The 14,661-nt window shown below is 46.7% G+C and carries 13 protein-coding genes and 4 tRNA genes; 6 read left to right on the top strand and 11 right to left on the bottom strand.

Annotated features, from left to right (window positions below; translation table 11 throughout):
* The first annotated feature begins 85 nt into the window (after nt 1-85).
* Nucleotides 86-1,303 (top strand): phosphoserine phosphatase SerB, encoded by a 1,218-nt coding sequence (serB, locus tag Nant_RS08435; protein WP_054341196.1) that lies wholly within the window; start codon nt 86-88, stop codon nt 1,301-1,303.
* Between the two features lie 82 nt (nt 1,304-1,385).
* On the opposite strand, the gene Nant_RS08430 is transcribed toward serB, so the two are convergent.
* The 11 genes from Nant_RS08430 to Nant_RS08380 all read right to left on the bottom strand — a co-directional run bounded on the left by Nant_RS08430 (nt 1,386) and on the right by Nant_RS08380 (nt 10,051).
* The gene (locus tag Nant_RS08430; RefSeq protein WP_054341195.1) at nt 1,386-3,512 is read right to left on the bottom strand and encodes an EAL domain-containing protein; all 2,127 of its coding nucleotides are present in this window, start codon (nt 3,510-3,512) and stop codon (nt 1,386-1,388) included.
* A 97-nt stretch (nt 3,513-3,609) separates the two neighbouring features.
* A tRNA-Gln gene (locus tag Nant_RS08425) sits at nt 3,610-3,684 on the bottom strand.
* Nucleotides 3,685-3,735: 51 nt separating this feature from the next.
* Nucleotides 3,736-3,810 (bottom strand) — tRNA-Gln (locus tag Nant_RS08420).
* An 11-nt stretch (nt 3,811-3,821) separates the two neighbouring features.
* A tRNA-Met gene (locus Nant_RS08415) sits at nt 3,822-3,898 on the bottom strand.
* Nucleotides 3,899-4,036: 138 nt separating this feature from the next.
* Nucleotides 4,037-5,128 carry a redox-regulated ATPase YchF gene (ychF, locus tag Nant_RS08410; RefSeq protein ID WP_054341194.1) on the bottom strand — a complete coding sequence of 364 codons (1,092 nt, stop codon included), beginning with the start codon at nt 5,126-5,128 and terminating at the stop codon, nt 4,037-4,039.
* Between the two features lie 16 nt (nt 5,129-5,144).
* The gene (gene pth / locus Nant_RS08405; RefSeq protein ID WP_054341193.1) at nt 5,145-5,732 is read right to left on the bottom strand and encodes an aminoacyl-tRNA hydrolase; all 588 of its coding nucleotides are present in this window, start codon (nt 5,730-5,732) and stop codon (nt 5,145-5,147) included.
* Nucleotides 5,733-5,764: 32 nt separating this feature from the next.
* Nucleotides 5,765-6,346 carry a 50S ribosomal protein L25/general stress protein Ctc gene (locus Nant_RS08400; RefSeq protein WP_054341192.1) on the bottom strand — a complete coding sequence of 194 codons (582 nt, stop codon included), beginning with the start codon at nt 6,344-6,346 and terminating at the stop codon, nt 5,765-5,767.
* Nucleotides 6,347-6,514: 168 nt separating this feature from the next.
* Nucleotides 6,515-7,456: a ribose-phosphate pyrophosphokinase gene (locus Nant_RS08395; protein WP_054341191.1), complete on the bottom strand. Its 942-nt coding sequence runs from the start codon at nt 7,454-7,456 to the stop codon at nt 6,515-6,517.
* A gap of 66 nt (nt 7,457-7,522) precedes the next feature.
* Nucleotides 7,523-7,597 (bottom strand) — tRNA-Gln (locus Nant_RS08390).
* 94 nt (nt 7,598-7,691) lie between these two features.
* A complete protein-coding gene (lolB, locus tag Nant_RS08385) occupies nt 7,692-8,288 on the bottom strand; it encodes a lipoprotein insertase outer membrane protein LolB (RefSeq protein WP_054341190.1) in 597 nt (198 codons plus the stop codon).
* A 14-nt stretch (nt 8,289-8,302) separates the two neighbouring features.
* Nucleotides 8,303-10,051 (bottom strand): tetratricopeptide repeat protein, encoded by a 1,749-nt coding sequence (locus tag Nant_RS08380; protein WP_054341189.1) that lies wholly within the window; start codon nt 10,049-10,051, stop codon nt 8,303-8,305.
* A gap of 205 nt (nt 10,052-10,256) precedes the next feature.
* Here Nant_RS08380 and hemA point away from each other — a divergent pair, with 205 nt between their 5' ends.
* From hemA to Nant_RS08355, 5 genes are read left to right on the top strand one after another with little or no spacing between them, the layout of a single operon-like run.
* On the top strand, nt 10,257-11,522 hold the full coding sequence (hemA, locus tag Nant_RS08375) for a glutamyl-tRNA reductase (RefSeq protein ID WP_054341188.1): 1,266 nt from the start codon (nt 10,257-10,259) through the stop codon (nt 11,520-11,522).
* 3 nt (nt 11,523-11,525) lie between these two features.
* The gene (gene prfA / locus Nant_RS08370; RefSeq protein ID WP_054341187.1) at nt 11,526-12,608 is read left to right on the top strand and encodes a peptide chain release factor 1; all 1,083 of its coding nucleotides are present in this window, start codon (nt 11,526-11,528) and stop codon (nt 12,606-12,608) included.
* Nucleotides 12,609-12,622: 14 nt separating this feature from the next.
* The gene (gene prmC, locus Nant_RS08365; protein ID WP_054341186.1) at nt 12,623-13,465 is read left to right on the top strand and encodes a peptide chain release factor N(5)-glutamine methyltransferase; all 843 of its coding nucleotides are present in this window, start codon (nt 12,623-12,625) and stop codon (nt 13,463-13,465) included.
* Nucleotides 13,455-14,219 carry a HesA/MoeB/ThiF family protein gene (locus Nant_RS08360; RefSeq protein WP_054341185.1) on the top strand — a complete coding sequence of 255 codons (765 nt, stop codon included), beginning with the start codon at nt 13,455-13,457 and terminating at the stop codon, nt 14,217-14,219. Before prmC ends, Nant_RS08360 begins: the two co-directional genes overlap by 11 nt.
* Nucleotides 14,212-14,661 (top strand): CoA-binding protein, encoded by a 450-nt coding sequence (locus Nant_RS08355; RefSeq protein WP_425319953.1) that lies wholly within the window; start codon nt 14,212-14,214, stop codon nt 14,659-14,661. Before Nant_RS08360 ends, Nant_RS08355 begins: the two co-directional genes overlap by 8 nt.

Here is a 14,661-nt window from a genome sequence, read left to right as displayed (position 1 = left end):
ATGACAGGCGGATATCCTTTGCGATCATCCGCCTAACATCAATTGCAATGATAGTTAGCTAAGCTCAACTGAACGGAAAAACCTGATGAAAGAGATTATCCTGCTGACCATCTCCGGTGAAGATAAACCGGGAGTGACGTCGACTATAACGTCAATTCTGGCTGGCTTTCAGGTCAATATCCTGGATATTGGCCAAGCTGTTATTCATAACACCCTGTCGCTGGGTATCCTGATAGAAGTGCCTCAGGTCTCTGAGTCATCACCTATATTGCGTGATTTGTTGTTTAAAACACATGCCATGGATATGAAAGTTCGTTTTCAGCCCATTGGTGAAGATGAATACGAGCAGTGGGTCGCGGGTCAGGGAAAACCACGCCATATTATTACCTTGCTGGCGCGTAAAATTACCGCTGAGCATATTGCGGCGGTGGCTGAGATCGCAGCACGCCATGATTTGAATATTGATAAGATTACGCGCTTGTCCGGAAGGTTGTCTTTACAAGAGGAGATCCAGCCGCATACAAAAGCGTGTGTCGAGTTTTCGGTACGAGGCGCTTTTGCTGATACTTCCCTGTTACAGGAAGAGTTTCTGCGTGCCGCCAACGATCTTGATGTTGATATTGCCTTCCAGGAAGATAATATTTTCCGGAGAACACGGCGCCTGGTGGTCTTTGATATGGATTCCACGTTGATTGAGGCTGAAGTAATAGATGAGTTAGCCAAAGAAGCGGGCGTTGGTGAGCAAGTGGCGGCCATTACCGAAGCGGCCATGCGCGGAGAACTGGATTTTAACGAAAGCTTCCGGCGTCGGGTGGCATTGCTGAAAGGACTGGATGCCAGTGTTCTGGAATCGGTTGCGCAGCGTTTACCCTTGACCGAAGGAGCAGAGAATCTGGTGTCTAATCTGAAAGCATTAGGTTTTAAAACGGCAATTCTCTCTGGAGGCTTTACCTATTTCGCTGAAAAATTACAGAAACAGCTGGGCTTTGATTATGTGTATGCAAATCAGCTAGACATCTGCGAGGGTGTTGTCACGGGTGAAGTGGTAGGCGATATTGTTAATGGTAATCGTAAGGCTGAGCTGCTTAGAGAAATAGCGGAACGTGAAGGAGTGCGTCTTGAGCAAACCATAGCAGTGGGTGACGGCGCGAACGATTTGCCGATGTTATCTATTGCCGGATTAGGGATTGCCTTCAGAGCCAAGCCTTTGGTGCGACAGAGCGCTAAGCAAGCTATATCGACATTAGGGCTTGACGGTATCCTGTATCTTATCGGCTTTAGAGATAGGGACTCTATCCTTTAAAAATATGCATTTGTGTCAGATGGGCAAATTGGATAAAAAGAATTAGATAAAAATGCCAGCCAGGTCTCCCTGGCTGGCATTTTTATTGGTTGTCGAAAAAATCGTAATCCATTTTTTCTCTGGGCGGCTGTAGATAATAGCCTTGTATCAGTCCAATCCCCGATTTCCATAAACGGCTCATGACTTTCGTGTCTTCGACCAGAGGAGCGATGGTTATTTTGCCTTGTGATTTTAATTCTTCAGCCATCTCTTCAAACGAAACATCCAGCGCGTGCGCGCTGCCTAGTTCCTGAACAAAAGATCCATCCAATTTTACGTAGTCAGCGCCTATTTTACGAAGGATGTGGTTGGCGTTATTTGAGCAGCCGTAATGTTTGATACAAATCAGGCAATGTAGTTTTTTCAGGCCTTCAGCAAATGCCCGGGCATCTGCAAGGTTGCTGGCGCAGTCGCTTTCGCTGATCTGGAATACCAGATGATCGGCGGGTATACGGAATTTTCTTAATTGCTCAGAGAGCAAAGAAAGGATGTCCGGATCCCTCCATGTTTGTTTGGTTACACTGATAAACAGCCGATGTTTGCAGCTTTTTTTAAGCTCATCGTGCAGGTGGCGAATACTGTCAAGAATAACCCAGCGATCCATGATAACGCCCAACTCTGCAGATTCCATAGTCTCTAAAAATAGAGACGGAAGGAGCTCCTTTCTATTGGCGTCCAGGAGTCTTAGTAGCGCCTCATAGTGGTTGATTGTACTGTTGTAAGACAATGGAACGATCGGTTGAAATAATAATTTGAATTGTTGTTGTTCTATTGCGCTCCTCAGAGATTGAAGTGCTTCGCTATCAGCCTGCTCAGAAGGGGGGCTGTCAGGCGTATAAAATAAGACGCCATCTTTATGTTTGGATCGAACAGTATCTGCGGCTGTTTTCGCACGCGCTATCAGCTCAGGCGTTCCTGGTGATGTATCTGTGATAGTAGTAATACCGATAGAGCAGGTGATGTTGATATGTAGACTGTTCACAGTCGACGTATGCTTCGTAATCGCTTTACAGAGGTCCTCAGCAACGCTAACAGCCATCTCTGGACGTGGGTCTTGAAAAATAACTGCAAAGCAGTCATCGGAGAGTCTGCCCTTGGTGTGTACCGGATTTATCTGTGCTTTCAGAATGTCCGTTAAATCTCGTACTATATGGTCACAACTATCATTGCCATATTCAGAACGAATCTGTGTAAAGTTGTTCAGGCTGAGGTAAAAGAGATGACAGTCATTCCCTCCAGGCAGGGCTGCTTGGATCGTTGCGTCTAGTCGACGTTGTAAAAGTTCTGAGTTATACAGCCCGGTAATAGGGTCGTGTTCAGTAAATGAGTTTTTCGTTTGATGTTGATTTCCCGGCCGCACAATGACTTGTACGCAGGATTTTCTGTTTATGCGTGTCTCTTTAAGTTCAATCTGGGCTTTAAAGTTGGAGTCGTCTGCGCGACGACCTGTTAGCTGAAAAATCAGCTCTGTCAGGTTTTTTTCAGCGAAGTGGCGAACCTGCTCGTAGAGTTCGTTCGTGTCTTGTTGGGTGACAAATTGGTCAATTGATTTGCCTTCCAGCTTTTCAGCGTCGTCATAACCAAAGAGCATAGCAAAGGCGTTATTAGCCAGTAGCAAGCGTTCCGCATCAAAGTAGGCAATAGCGAGTGTTGAGCACTCCATTAGCAAGTGGCCCCGCTTTTCTGCTTCTGTTAACAGCGACTCCGCTTGTCGCATGCGTCTGCGATTCTCAAGATGCTCAAGCTCTCGGCGAATAGTGGCCAGCAGTAGTTCTTTTTCCTCCACAGGAACAACAGCCTGCATATTGGCTTTGAAGCCCTGTAGTAAAATGTGGCTGTTTGCGTGAGGTACTAATTGAATAACAGGAATGTCTTTGTCGAGGCGCTTTAAGTGATGCATAGCCTGTTTAATGGCGAAGTCTTCATGTTCGGATGCGCAGATGATCACATCCCAGGAGCGTTCGCTGAGGGCTTCTGAAAACTCACTTTCAGTGTTGAGTTGTCTACCGCGAGGTGCAAATCTGGCGCCACGCAATAAAGAAATAATGGGGCCTGATTCTTCTGCTCGTAGACCTAAAAAAAGTATGTATACATTTTTGCGGAGTCTTTGACGGCGTTGATTGGATAGGCGCTGTAAAAGTGCGTCTGAAGTGGTTATCGCTTCCTTCATTTAAAAAATCCCTTATCAGCAAAAGCCGGTGATGCGATAAAACAATTATTTAAAGTCTAGCTGCTTTGTGGGGGTTTGTCAGAAAAAAGGAGGGAGTTGGTAGGGGTAGCAGGATTTGAACCTACGCATGCTGGAATCAGAATCCAGTGCCTTACCGCTTGGCGATACCCCTGTAGAAGGATGTGAATTGCTCAATTGTACAAAATTAAGAATTCAAAAGAGATGGTAGGGGTAGCAGGATTTGAACCTACGCATGACGGGATCAAAACCCGTTGCCTTACCGCTTGGCTATACCCCTATCTCTACGAATGGTGGCGATGGCGGGATTTGAACCTGCGACCCACGCATTATGAATGCGTTGCTCTAACCAACTGAGCTACATCGCCGTAGTCATTCGTGGCGCGCATTATTCTCTTTTTTTAAAATTGTGTCAACAGGTAAAAGCTTAAAAATTAAAATAGCGTTGATTTATATGAAAAAGCCGGCAATAAAGCCGGCTTTGATGTCTGTCATATAATGTGCTGCTATACGTTAAATCGAAAGTGTACTACGTCGCCATCGCTCAGTACGTAGTCTTTACCTTCGAGGCGCCACTTTCCAGCGTCTTTTGCACCTTGTTCGCCTTTGAACTGGATGAAGTCTTCATAGCGGATAACTTCTGCGCGAATAAAGCCTTTTTCAAAGTCAGTATGAATCACACCCGCCGCCTGAGGCGCTGTTGCGCCGATAGGGATGGTCCAGGCACGCACTTCTTTGACGCCCGCCGTGAAGTAGGTTTGGAGGCCTAGTAGCTCATACCCGGCGCGTATCAGGCGATCTAGCCCTGGTTCTTCCATGCCGATATCTTGCAGGAACTCGTTTTTCTCATCGTCATCGAGTTCAGCAATTTCAGCTTCGAGTTTATTGCAGATAGCAACAACCTGAGCGCCTTCAGCGGTAGCGAATTCGATGACCTTGTTCAGATGAGGATTGTCTTCAAAACCATCTTCATCCACATTGGCGATATACATCATGGGTTTGATGCTGATCAAATGGAAGGCTTTGATTATTTTTAGTTCTTCAGGGCTAAAGTCAAGTTCGCGTGCAGAAAGACCTTCTTCGAGATGAGGTTTAAGGCGTTCCAGTAGTTCTTTAGCCTTAATAGAGTCTTTGTCGCCGCCCTTGGCTTGTTTCTGGACTTTAAATAATTGCTTCTCGACAGAATCCAGATCGGCTAATGCCAGTTCCATATTGATGATTTCAATATCAGCAATAGGATCGATCTTGTTGGCAACATGTATGACATTGTCATTATCAAAGCAGCGTACCACGTGTGCAATCGCATCGGTTTCACGGATGTTGGCAAGAAATTTATTACCGAGTCCTTCGCCTTTTGACGCACCTGCCACTAAGCCTGCAATATCCACGAAGTCCATTGTTGTCGGCAGGATTCGTTCGGGCTTAACGATCTCTGCGAGATGGTCAAGACGAGTGTCTGGCATAGGAACAACACCCGAATTGGGTTCTATTGTGCAGAAAGGGAAGTTAGCTGCATCTATGCCTGCTTTGGTGAGTGCGTTAAAAAGTGTTGATTTGCCTACGTTTGGCAGGCCAACGATTCCGCATTTAAAACCCATAATTTATTACCTTTCGTTAGCCTTTAAAGCTGTGGAGTTTATTCATTGCTTTGGCCCACTCGCCACAGACTGCATCAGGAAGATAGTGGATGGCTTCTTCAATGGCTGTCTGGGTTTTGTCTCGATCGCTGGCGGAGGCTTTACTTAATACATAGTCAGCGACTACGCTTGCATGGCCCGGATGCCCGATGCCGAGGCGTAGTCTATAAAAATTCTTATTATTCCCCAGCTTGCTGATAATGTCTCGCAGGCCGTTGTGTCCGCCATGTCCGCCGCCTTTTTTTAAGCGCGCAATGCCGGGAGGTAGATCGAGTTCATCATGAACAACAAGAATGCTTTCTGGAGGAATTTTATAGAAGTTGGAAAGTGCTGCTACTGATTGGCCGCTCAAATTCATGAATGTTGTCGGTATCAGTAAATGTACAGTCTGGTTGTTCAAACTGGTTTTGCCATATAACCCGAAAAATTTTCGATCGGGTTGCAGGGAAATGAGTTGTCGAGCAGCAAGCTGCTCGACAAACTCTGCCCCGACATTATGACGGGTCTTAGCGTATTGATTGCCTGGATTTCCCAGGCCGACAATGAGCTGAATCGGGTCTTTCATGTCGGAACTAGCGTCCTAAAACGTTTTTCTGCTTATTTAGCGCTACGTGGAGAATAGACATAACCGATACTTTGATTATGCTTTTCACCGCGACGCAGAGCAACAATTTCAATGCCTTCTGGCAGCACAATATCAGACATATGAAGCGTCTGGCCACCTTCAACTTCAGACATGTCAACAGTCAGTGTTTCAGGCAGGCTGGCTGGCAAACATAGAATCTCAACAGAGTTGCTTTCAACTGCAAATTTACCAGATTCTTTAGAAGCTGTTGATTGCTCAAAGTTTGCAAAGTGAAGAGGAACGATGATTTTAATTTTGCTTGTTTCGATAACGCGCTGGAAATCAACATGCAGAATCGCTGGCTTAGCAGGGTGACGCTGTAAATCTTTGATGATAACCAATTCTTCTTTACCGTCAATTTTAAGGGTAAGGATAGAAGAGAAAAAAGAGTCATCAGTGATCAATTTGGCCAGATCTTTGTTAACCATAGAAATGGAAACAGGTGTTTCACCACCGTAAACCACACCAGGTACCAGGCCTGTGAGACGCAGGCGGCGGCTCGCACCTTTCCCCTGATCATCACGAGCAATAGCTTCAACTACAAATTTAGACATTTTATTACCTATTTAGTAAAAATCCCCAAAACCACGCGACCAAGGTTTTGAAGTGATTTTAAATAGCTCTTTATAGAGCTTCGTGTTGCCCGGTAGCGGGCTTCTTTCAGGCCGTGTTTCGTATGAGCAGTTTCGTTAATAAAAGCTTAGTTATTAACGGTTTCGCTATTAACGGAACATGGCACTGATTGATTCTTCATTGCAGACACGTCGAACAGCTTCAGCTAGCAAAGGTGCCAGTGTTAGCTGGCGAATCTTAGTGCAGTTCTGCGCGTCTTTAGTCAGAGGAATGGTGTCAGTAACCACCAGTTCATCCAGCATAGAATTATTAATGTTGTTGATTGCCGGGCCAGACAGTACAGCGTGAGTGGCGTAAGCAACGACACGTGCAGCGCCATTTTCTTTCAATGCTTGTGCCGCTTTGCACAAAGTGCCAGCCGTGTCACACATGTCATCAACCAGAATACAGGTGCGGTTTTTAACATCACCGATAATATTCATGACTTGTGCTTCGTTGGCGCGTTCACGACGTTTGTCGATAATCGCCAGGTCACAATCAAGTTGTTTTGCTACAGCGCGGGCACGTACTACGCCGCCAACATCGGGAGAAACAACCATCGGGTTTTCGTAATGCTGATCAATGATGTCATCAAGCAGTACGGGGGAACCGTATACGTTGTCTACCGGTACGGAGAAAAACCCCTGTATCTGGTCAGCGTGTAGGTCAACCGTTAAAACGCGATCGACGCCAATCGTTGTCATCATATCGGCAACCACTTTGGCGGTGATGGCAACACGTGCAGAACGTGGACGACGATCCTGTCGGGCGTAGCCAAAATAAGGAACAACTGCGGTAATACGCGCAGCTGATGCGCGACGTAAGGCATCAGCCAGGACAATCAATTCCATGAGGTTGTCATTGGTCGGTGCGCAGGTAGATTGGATAATAAAAACATCTCTACCGCGGACGTTTTCCTGAATTTCGACACTGACTTCACCATCGCTAAAACGAGCAACGTGTGCTTTACCCATCGGTATGTCGAGACGTTCGACAACTTTAAGCGCGAGCGCCGGGTTTGCATTGCCAGTGAAAACCATCATTTCAGACATGGTGAGCACCTTTGTGGACTGTTCGTCGTTGGAATTCATTATTGAGTGGGAATTCTTCATTGCAATTGGTTGGGGTGGCAGGATTCGAACCTACGGATGCTGGAATCAGAATCCAGTGCCTTACCACTTGGCGACACCCCAGTATGTTCTCTGAAGGCTATTCCCCTCAAAAAGAGTGCGCTATTCTCTTAAAAACAGCCGTAACGGTCAAGTTAAATTGAAAATGGTATGCTTTTTAATCAATTTTTCGCCAGCTATTGATAATAAATGTCAGCTTTAACGCTTCTCTCGTTAGCGTTAGCTTTCCTGGCAGGGTGGTGCTATCTGTTTCGATGTAATTCTGATATTCAATTTCCCAGCCTTGCTGAGTCAGTTTGGCTAAGAGGTTGTCAGAAAGTACAGTTTCATAAGGTGAGTTGGGCGAAGGGATACCTTTGATCCAAAACTGGGCCTCTTTTACGGGTAGTTGCCAGCCTAATCGTAGTTCTAATAACTCTTCTGGCGAACCTGCTGCCAGAGGTTGCTCTCCCGGTATTTCCAGCGTGGCGTAATGCTGATCACCACTAATAGTTGCTCCGCCTTGGCCGAGAGGTCCTTTTAAGCTGATATCATAAGCTTGTTGATCTTGCTTCCATGTCAACGCGGCTGATTGCGAGTCCTCGGCGGTACGAATGCCTATTTTTCCGGTGGCGACCCAGCGCTCTATTTTAGTCACATTTGCTTGATGTTCTTGCCAGCTCTCAATAATGGGTGCAGGTTTCTCTATTGATGGCGAAAGACTACAGCCTGAAATAATAAGCGAGAATGTTAGTAGCAGGATTAACTTTTTCATGGTTGTCCGTTGATTTATTTTTGAGCGTTTATGACGTTTTGCGCAGTCGTTACATGTGGGTTATCGGGAAATTTAGAAGATATTTCTGCGAAAATTTCCTGGGCTTTATCTCTTTTATTTAAAGTGATTAAAACACTAATAAGATGGCTGCCGACCTCTGCATCCGGATAAATTTCATACGCTTTTTTCAAAAAATTCAGCGCTTCTTCATGCCGTTGTAACTTAAATAAAACCCAGCCTATAGAGTCCATGATGGCCGGGTCCTCTGGCTTTATCTGAATCGCTTTGTTAAGTAGCGCGTAGGCCTCATCATAACGTTGGGTATATAGAGATAATGTGTAGCCAAGAGCGTTAAGCGCCATGGCGTTATCAGGATCTTTTTTCAGAATGAAACGAAAGTCTTCTTCAGACTGCGAAAAGTCCTCAGGTGGACGCAGCATTGCCCGGGAATAACGAAGCGGCAGGTTATCAGGGTAGGTTGCTAGTCCTTCGCTGATGCGTCGAATAGCGCTCTGCGTTAAGTTTGAGCTTCTGAGCCAGTCTGCATGCAGGTTCACCAGATCAGGGCCGAGTTCCGGGTGATCTACTATCGCCTGGTCCAGGATGCCGGCAATTCTCTGCTCGTTGGTTGCACCGTTCAATAAGGCGATCGATCTTGTATACGATTGCAATATATTGCTGCCGCTATTGACCTGTAGGTAATGCTCTATAGCTTGTTCTGGTTGGTTGCTCTGTTCTGCTATCAGGCCTAAGTAAAAATACAAAGCGCTGTCTCCGGTGCGCTTAAGAAGCGTTTGAAGCATTGCCTTGCTGTCGTCCAGGCGATTAAAGTCCAGGGCAAGCAGCGCAAGATACAGGTGCAGTTGGTCGTCTTCGCTGAAATCAGAGATGAGCTTATAACTTTCCTGTGTGGCGCTTTTGGACTTGTCCGCTTTATAGAGCGTTTGGATTTTGATAAGTATTAATTGTTTGTTCTCAGGATTATTTTTAAGCCAGGAGGACGTTATTTTGAGAGCGTCATTGTAGCGCCCCATCTCTTTCAGTAGATCTGCCTTTTGGAGCACTGCTATTTCTGCATCAGGATTGAATCTGATTGCTTTTGAAAAGCTCTTTAGTGCAGCTTCTGGATTGGCCTGATGGCGTTCAAAAATCCCACGGGTTAACCAAAGATCAGCGTATCTAGGTGAGATTTTTAGTTGCTGAATTAGCATCTCCAGATACATCTGTGTTGCATCAGGTGGAATTTTTCCCGCGCTGGCATTCAATAACGCTAATATTTGATGATTTTCCGTAGAAAACGTTTTTTTAACGAAAGGCAGCGCTGCTTTAAACTCTTTTCTATGAATCAGAAGTCCCGCCAGTAATGCCTGAGGCTCGTTGCTTGCCGGTTCGTACTGAATCCAGATGCGTGCCGCTTTCTCGAGGGCATCAGGGTTTTCGGTGAATTGAGCAATGCGTGCTGCGCGTCTGATAATGCCAGGGTCGCCCGTCAGTTCTGCTTGTTTGAGGTACTTCTCAAGAGATACGTCGTACTGTTGTTGATGTCCTGCCAGTTCTGCAATTAACAGATCGTAAAGTGATTCCCCGTTTAATTCGCCCGCCACATACGTGCTATCCCATGCAGGAGCGAGAGCCACTGTTTCTTTGGAAACCAACGATGTAGCACATCCTGTCAGTATTCCTGTACTAACAATCAAGCAAAGTAATTTTTTTAGCACAATATATGATCGATCCAAGGTTGATGTCACGCGAGCAGTTGTCATTATTATTACCACTGATGTCACTACTATTACCAGTATAAGTGAATATTGATAGGGCTTGTCAGCGCTAAAGCATACTCAGATTAGTGTAATACAGCCGTAATAGGTTCCATTTAATACACTTTCAATCTCTGGTAGTTTTATGTTTTGCATTAAACGGGTGTATCATTGCCCGCTTGTTTAGTCGTTTGGTGTAGTTAATCGTTCCATGTCTCTTCTCGCTTTAGGCATTAATCATAAAACGGCTTCTGTTTCCGTTCGCGAACGGGTGGCATTTAGTCCGGATAAATTAGGGGATGCTCTTAAGCAGGCCCATGGTTTCGCACAGCTAAAAGAAATTGCCATTCTGTCAACCTGTAACCGTACGGAGCTCTACTGCTCCACCGATCTGCCGGGGACGCGCGCCGTGCTTGAGTGGCTTGGGGAGTATCATGGCCTTGAGTTAAGTGAGTTGGAAGCCTGTTCCTATGCGTATTGGGATGAGTCAGCGGCGAAGCATATGATGCGCGTCGCCAGTGGGCTCGATTCATTAGTGTTGGGCGAGCCTCAGATTCTCGGGCAGCTTAAGTCCGCGTATTCAGTCTCGCAGGAATGTGGTTTTGTCGGGGCTGAGTTAGGGCGCTTATTTCAACAGACCTTCTCCGTTGCTAAAAAAGTCCGTACGGATACGGCTATCGGTGAAAACCCAGTGTCAGTGGCGTACGCTGCCGTTAATTTAGCACAGCATATATTTTCTGATCTTAAAGACAGTCGCGCGCTGTTGATTGGTGCGGGTGAGACCATTGAACTGGTTGCTCAGCATTTGGTAAACGCGGGTGTAAGCGATATTACCGTGGCTAACCGGACATTAAGCCGTGCTTTACACTTGGCTGAAACGTTCAATGGTAAGGCTATCATCTTGGGTGATATTCCTGATGCATTGGCCCGAGCAGATATTATTATTTCTTCAACAGCGAGCCAGCTGCCTATTCTTGGTAAAGGTGCTGTCGAAAATGCATTGAAAAAACGCAAACATCGTCCTATTTTTATGGTTGATATTGCCGTCCCCCGGGATATTGAACCGCAAGTTGCTGATTTGGATGATGTGTATTTATATACGGTTGATGATTTGCGTGAAGTGATTGAAGAAAACCAGCGCAGTCGACAGAGCGCAGCAAAAGAAGCTGAAGCTATTATAGAAGTCGGAGCGCATGATTTTATGCGCCGGTTACGCTCATTAGATGCCGTTGATACTGTCACTCAGTTACGTGGGCATTATGAGTCGCTAAGGGATAAGGAGGTTGAAGCCGCCTTGAAACAGCTTAGAAAAGGTACAGATCCAGAAGAAGTGCTTACCCAGATGGCACGACGTTTAACTAATAAAGTACTTCACCACCCCACAATTCAACTTAGAAAAGCGAGCGCCGAAGGTCAATCTGACGTCGTTACTATGGCGCAAACACTTTTCCAGTTGTCTGATTCGGACGAAAATTGATACATGAAAGAGTCTATTCAAGCCAAGCTGGATAAGCTGGCAGATCGCTTTGAAGAATTGTCCGCACTGTTAAGTGATGCGGGTGTTATTTCAGATCAAAACAAATTTCGGGATTATTCTAAAGAGTATTCTGAACTGGAACCTGTGGTTCAGGCATATGCTGCTTATCAGCAGGCAGTGAGTGATGTTGACGAAGCGCAGCTGATGATGCAAGACAGCGATCCGGATATGCGTGAGATGGCCAAAGATGAGTGGTTGGATGCTCAGGCGCGTATCGTTACGCTTGAAGAAGAGCTTCAGGTGCATCTGTTACCTAAAGATCCTAATGATGGTAGTAACGTTTTTCTTGAGATTCGTGCTGGTACCGGTGGCGATGAAGCGGCTATTTTCTCGGGAAATCTTTTCAGAATGTACTCTAAGTTTGCGGAAGTGCAGGGTTGGCGTATTGAAGTGGTCAGTAGTAATGAAGGCGACCACGGTGGCTATAAAGAGCTGGTTGCCCGCATCGTTGGTCAGGATGTCTACTCGCGTATGAAATTTGAATCAGGTGCGCATCGCGTACAGCGTGTGCCTGAAACTGAATCACAGGGCCGTATTCATACTTCGGCTTGCACCGTGGCCGTCATGCCGGAACTGGATGATGTTGAAAAAATCCAGATTAACAAATCTGACTTGCGGGTTGATACCTATCGTGCCTCAGGTGCGGGTGGGCAGCATATCAACAAAACAGACTCAGCTATCCGTTTGACGCATATACCGACGGGGGTGGTTGTCGAGTGTCAGGAAGAACGCTCGCAACATAAGAACCGTGCAAAAGCGATGGCATTGCTGGCGTCACGGCTGCAAGCGGCCGAGTTGGAAAAGCATGAGGCAGAACAAGCAACGACCCGTAAGAGTCTGGTGGGTAGTGGCGATCGATCGGAACGTATCCGTACCTATAATTATCCACAGGGGCGAGTGACTGATCATCGCATTAACCTGACGCTTTACAAGCTGGATGAGATCATGGAAGGCAAGCTCGAAGAAGTGATTAATCCGCTGATGCATGAATATCAGGCAGAGCTGTTAGGCGCTTTGTCAGAATAACCGGAGAGTAGAGTATGCGAATTGCTGAGGTGCTGAAGTTAGCGCAAAGGCTTGAGGACGTTAGTGATTCGCCACGCTTGGATACCGAGCTGTTTTTATGCCATGTATTGGAAAAACCCTCCAGTTACCTAATGACCTGGCCTGAAAAAGAGCTAACCGAAGCGAAAGTACAGCGCTTTTATCAATGTCTCGAACGTCGCCAAAGAGGTGAGCCGGTCGCTTACATTCTGGGAATGCAGGCATTCTGGACGCTGGATCTTGAGGTATCTGCGGATACGCTGATTCCTCGCGCCGACACTGAAGTGCTGGTAGAAACGGCATTAAACCTCCTTCCGAATATCCCATTACGCGTGGCTGATTTAGGCACGGGAACCGGTGCTATTGCCTTGGCGCTGGCGAGCGAGCGATCTGCCTGGGATGTCTGGGGCTGTGATCGTATTATTGGTGCTGTTGAGCTCGCTAAGCGCAATCAAACCAGACTCGGTTTAGCTCATGTGACGTTCGTGCAGGGCAGTTGGCTGGAACCGCTTGAAGGCCGTTTTGATATGATTGTTAGTAATCCTCCTTATATTGATCAGGCAGATGAACATCTGCAGCAAGGTGATGTTCGCTTTGAACCGCTCAGTGCTTTAGTTGCTGGCGAGGATGGCTTATCTGATATCCGGCATATTATTACCGCATCATGTCAGTATCTGGCGGAGGGCGGCTGGTTATTGTTCGAGCACGGTTATCAACAGGCAACAGCGGTAAGGTCTCTCTTCTCAGAAGAAGGTTATAGCGACGTGGTTACCTACCAGGATTATGCCGGAAACGACCGGGTAACGTTAGGATGTTGGAGAAATAGCAATGCTGACTGATGAACAACTACTGCGCTACAGTCGCCAGATTATGCTCACGGATGTGGATATTGATGGTCAGGAGCGCTGGTTAGGCGCTAAGGTTCTTATTTTAGGATTAGGAGGCTTGGGGAGTCCTGTTGGACTTTATCTGGCCGCCGCTGGTATCGGTGAATTAGTGCTAGTGGACGATGATCAGGTAGACCTGTCCAACTTGCAGCGTCAGATTGTACATACCACCGCACGTATCGGCATGAATAAAGTCGATTCGGCGGCACAGATGTTACGCGACATTAATCCCGATATCAGGATCGTGACGCGGGCTGAGCGGTTGGATGAAGAAACATTACAGGCGCTGGTTGCTGACGTTGATCTGGTGCTCGATTGTACCGATAACTTTTCTACGCGCTTTGCGGTTAACCGGGCATGTGTGGCCCATAAAAAACCTTTAGTGTCGGGTGCTGCCATTCGTATGGAAGGTCAGATTGCCGTGTTCCAGCCAGGCGTTGAAGGGAGTCCCTGTTACCAATGTTTGTACAAAGAAGGAGAAGATGAAACCCTGACCTGTTCTGAATCAGGCGTGCTCTCGCCTCTGGTCGGTATCATTGGATCGATGCAGGCATTGGAAGCGCTCAAAGTACTGGCTGATATTGGTACTACGCTCACGGGCCGTCTGTTGCTGCTGGATGCAAAACATATGGAATGGCGTTCGCTTAAACTAAAGCAAGACCCTGCGTGCCCTGTCTGTGGAGATAAGGAGGCTTTCTGTGATTGAACCTTATATGAATGAGAGCCGTATCAATGAGATAGAAACAGTTAAGCGCATACTTGAAAATAGTCGGGTTATTGCATTAGTCGGTGCCAGCCCCAAACCAGAGCGTGCCAGTTACCGGGTGATGGCTTTTTTATTGAGTCAGGGATATCAGGTTATCCCTGTTAATCCGATTAAGGCAGGCCAGTCAATTCTGGATCAAACGATTGTAGCGTCCCTACATGAGATCAATGAGTCAGTTGATTTGGTGGATATATTCCGTAACTCTGAAGCGGCGGGGGAGGTTGTGGATGAGGCAATTAGCATTGGCGCCCGCGCTGTTTGGATGCAGCTGGGTGTGATTAATCAGTCGGCAGCTCAGCGTGCTGTAGCGGCAGGGTTAGATGTGGTGATGGACCGCTGCCCTGCTATTGAAATTCGACGGCTTGGGATACGCTCCGCTTAA

Source organism: Neptunomonas antarctica (assembly GCF_001305295.1).
GTDB lineage: Bacteria > Pseudomonadota > Gammaproteobacteria > Pseudomonadales > Balneatricaceae > Neptunomonas > Neptunomonas antarctica.
This window is presented reverse-complemented; position numbering and strand designations above follow the sequence as displayed.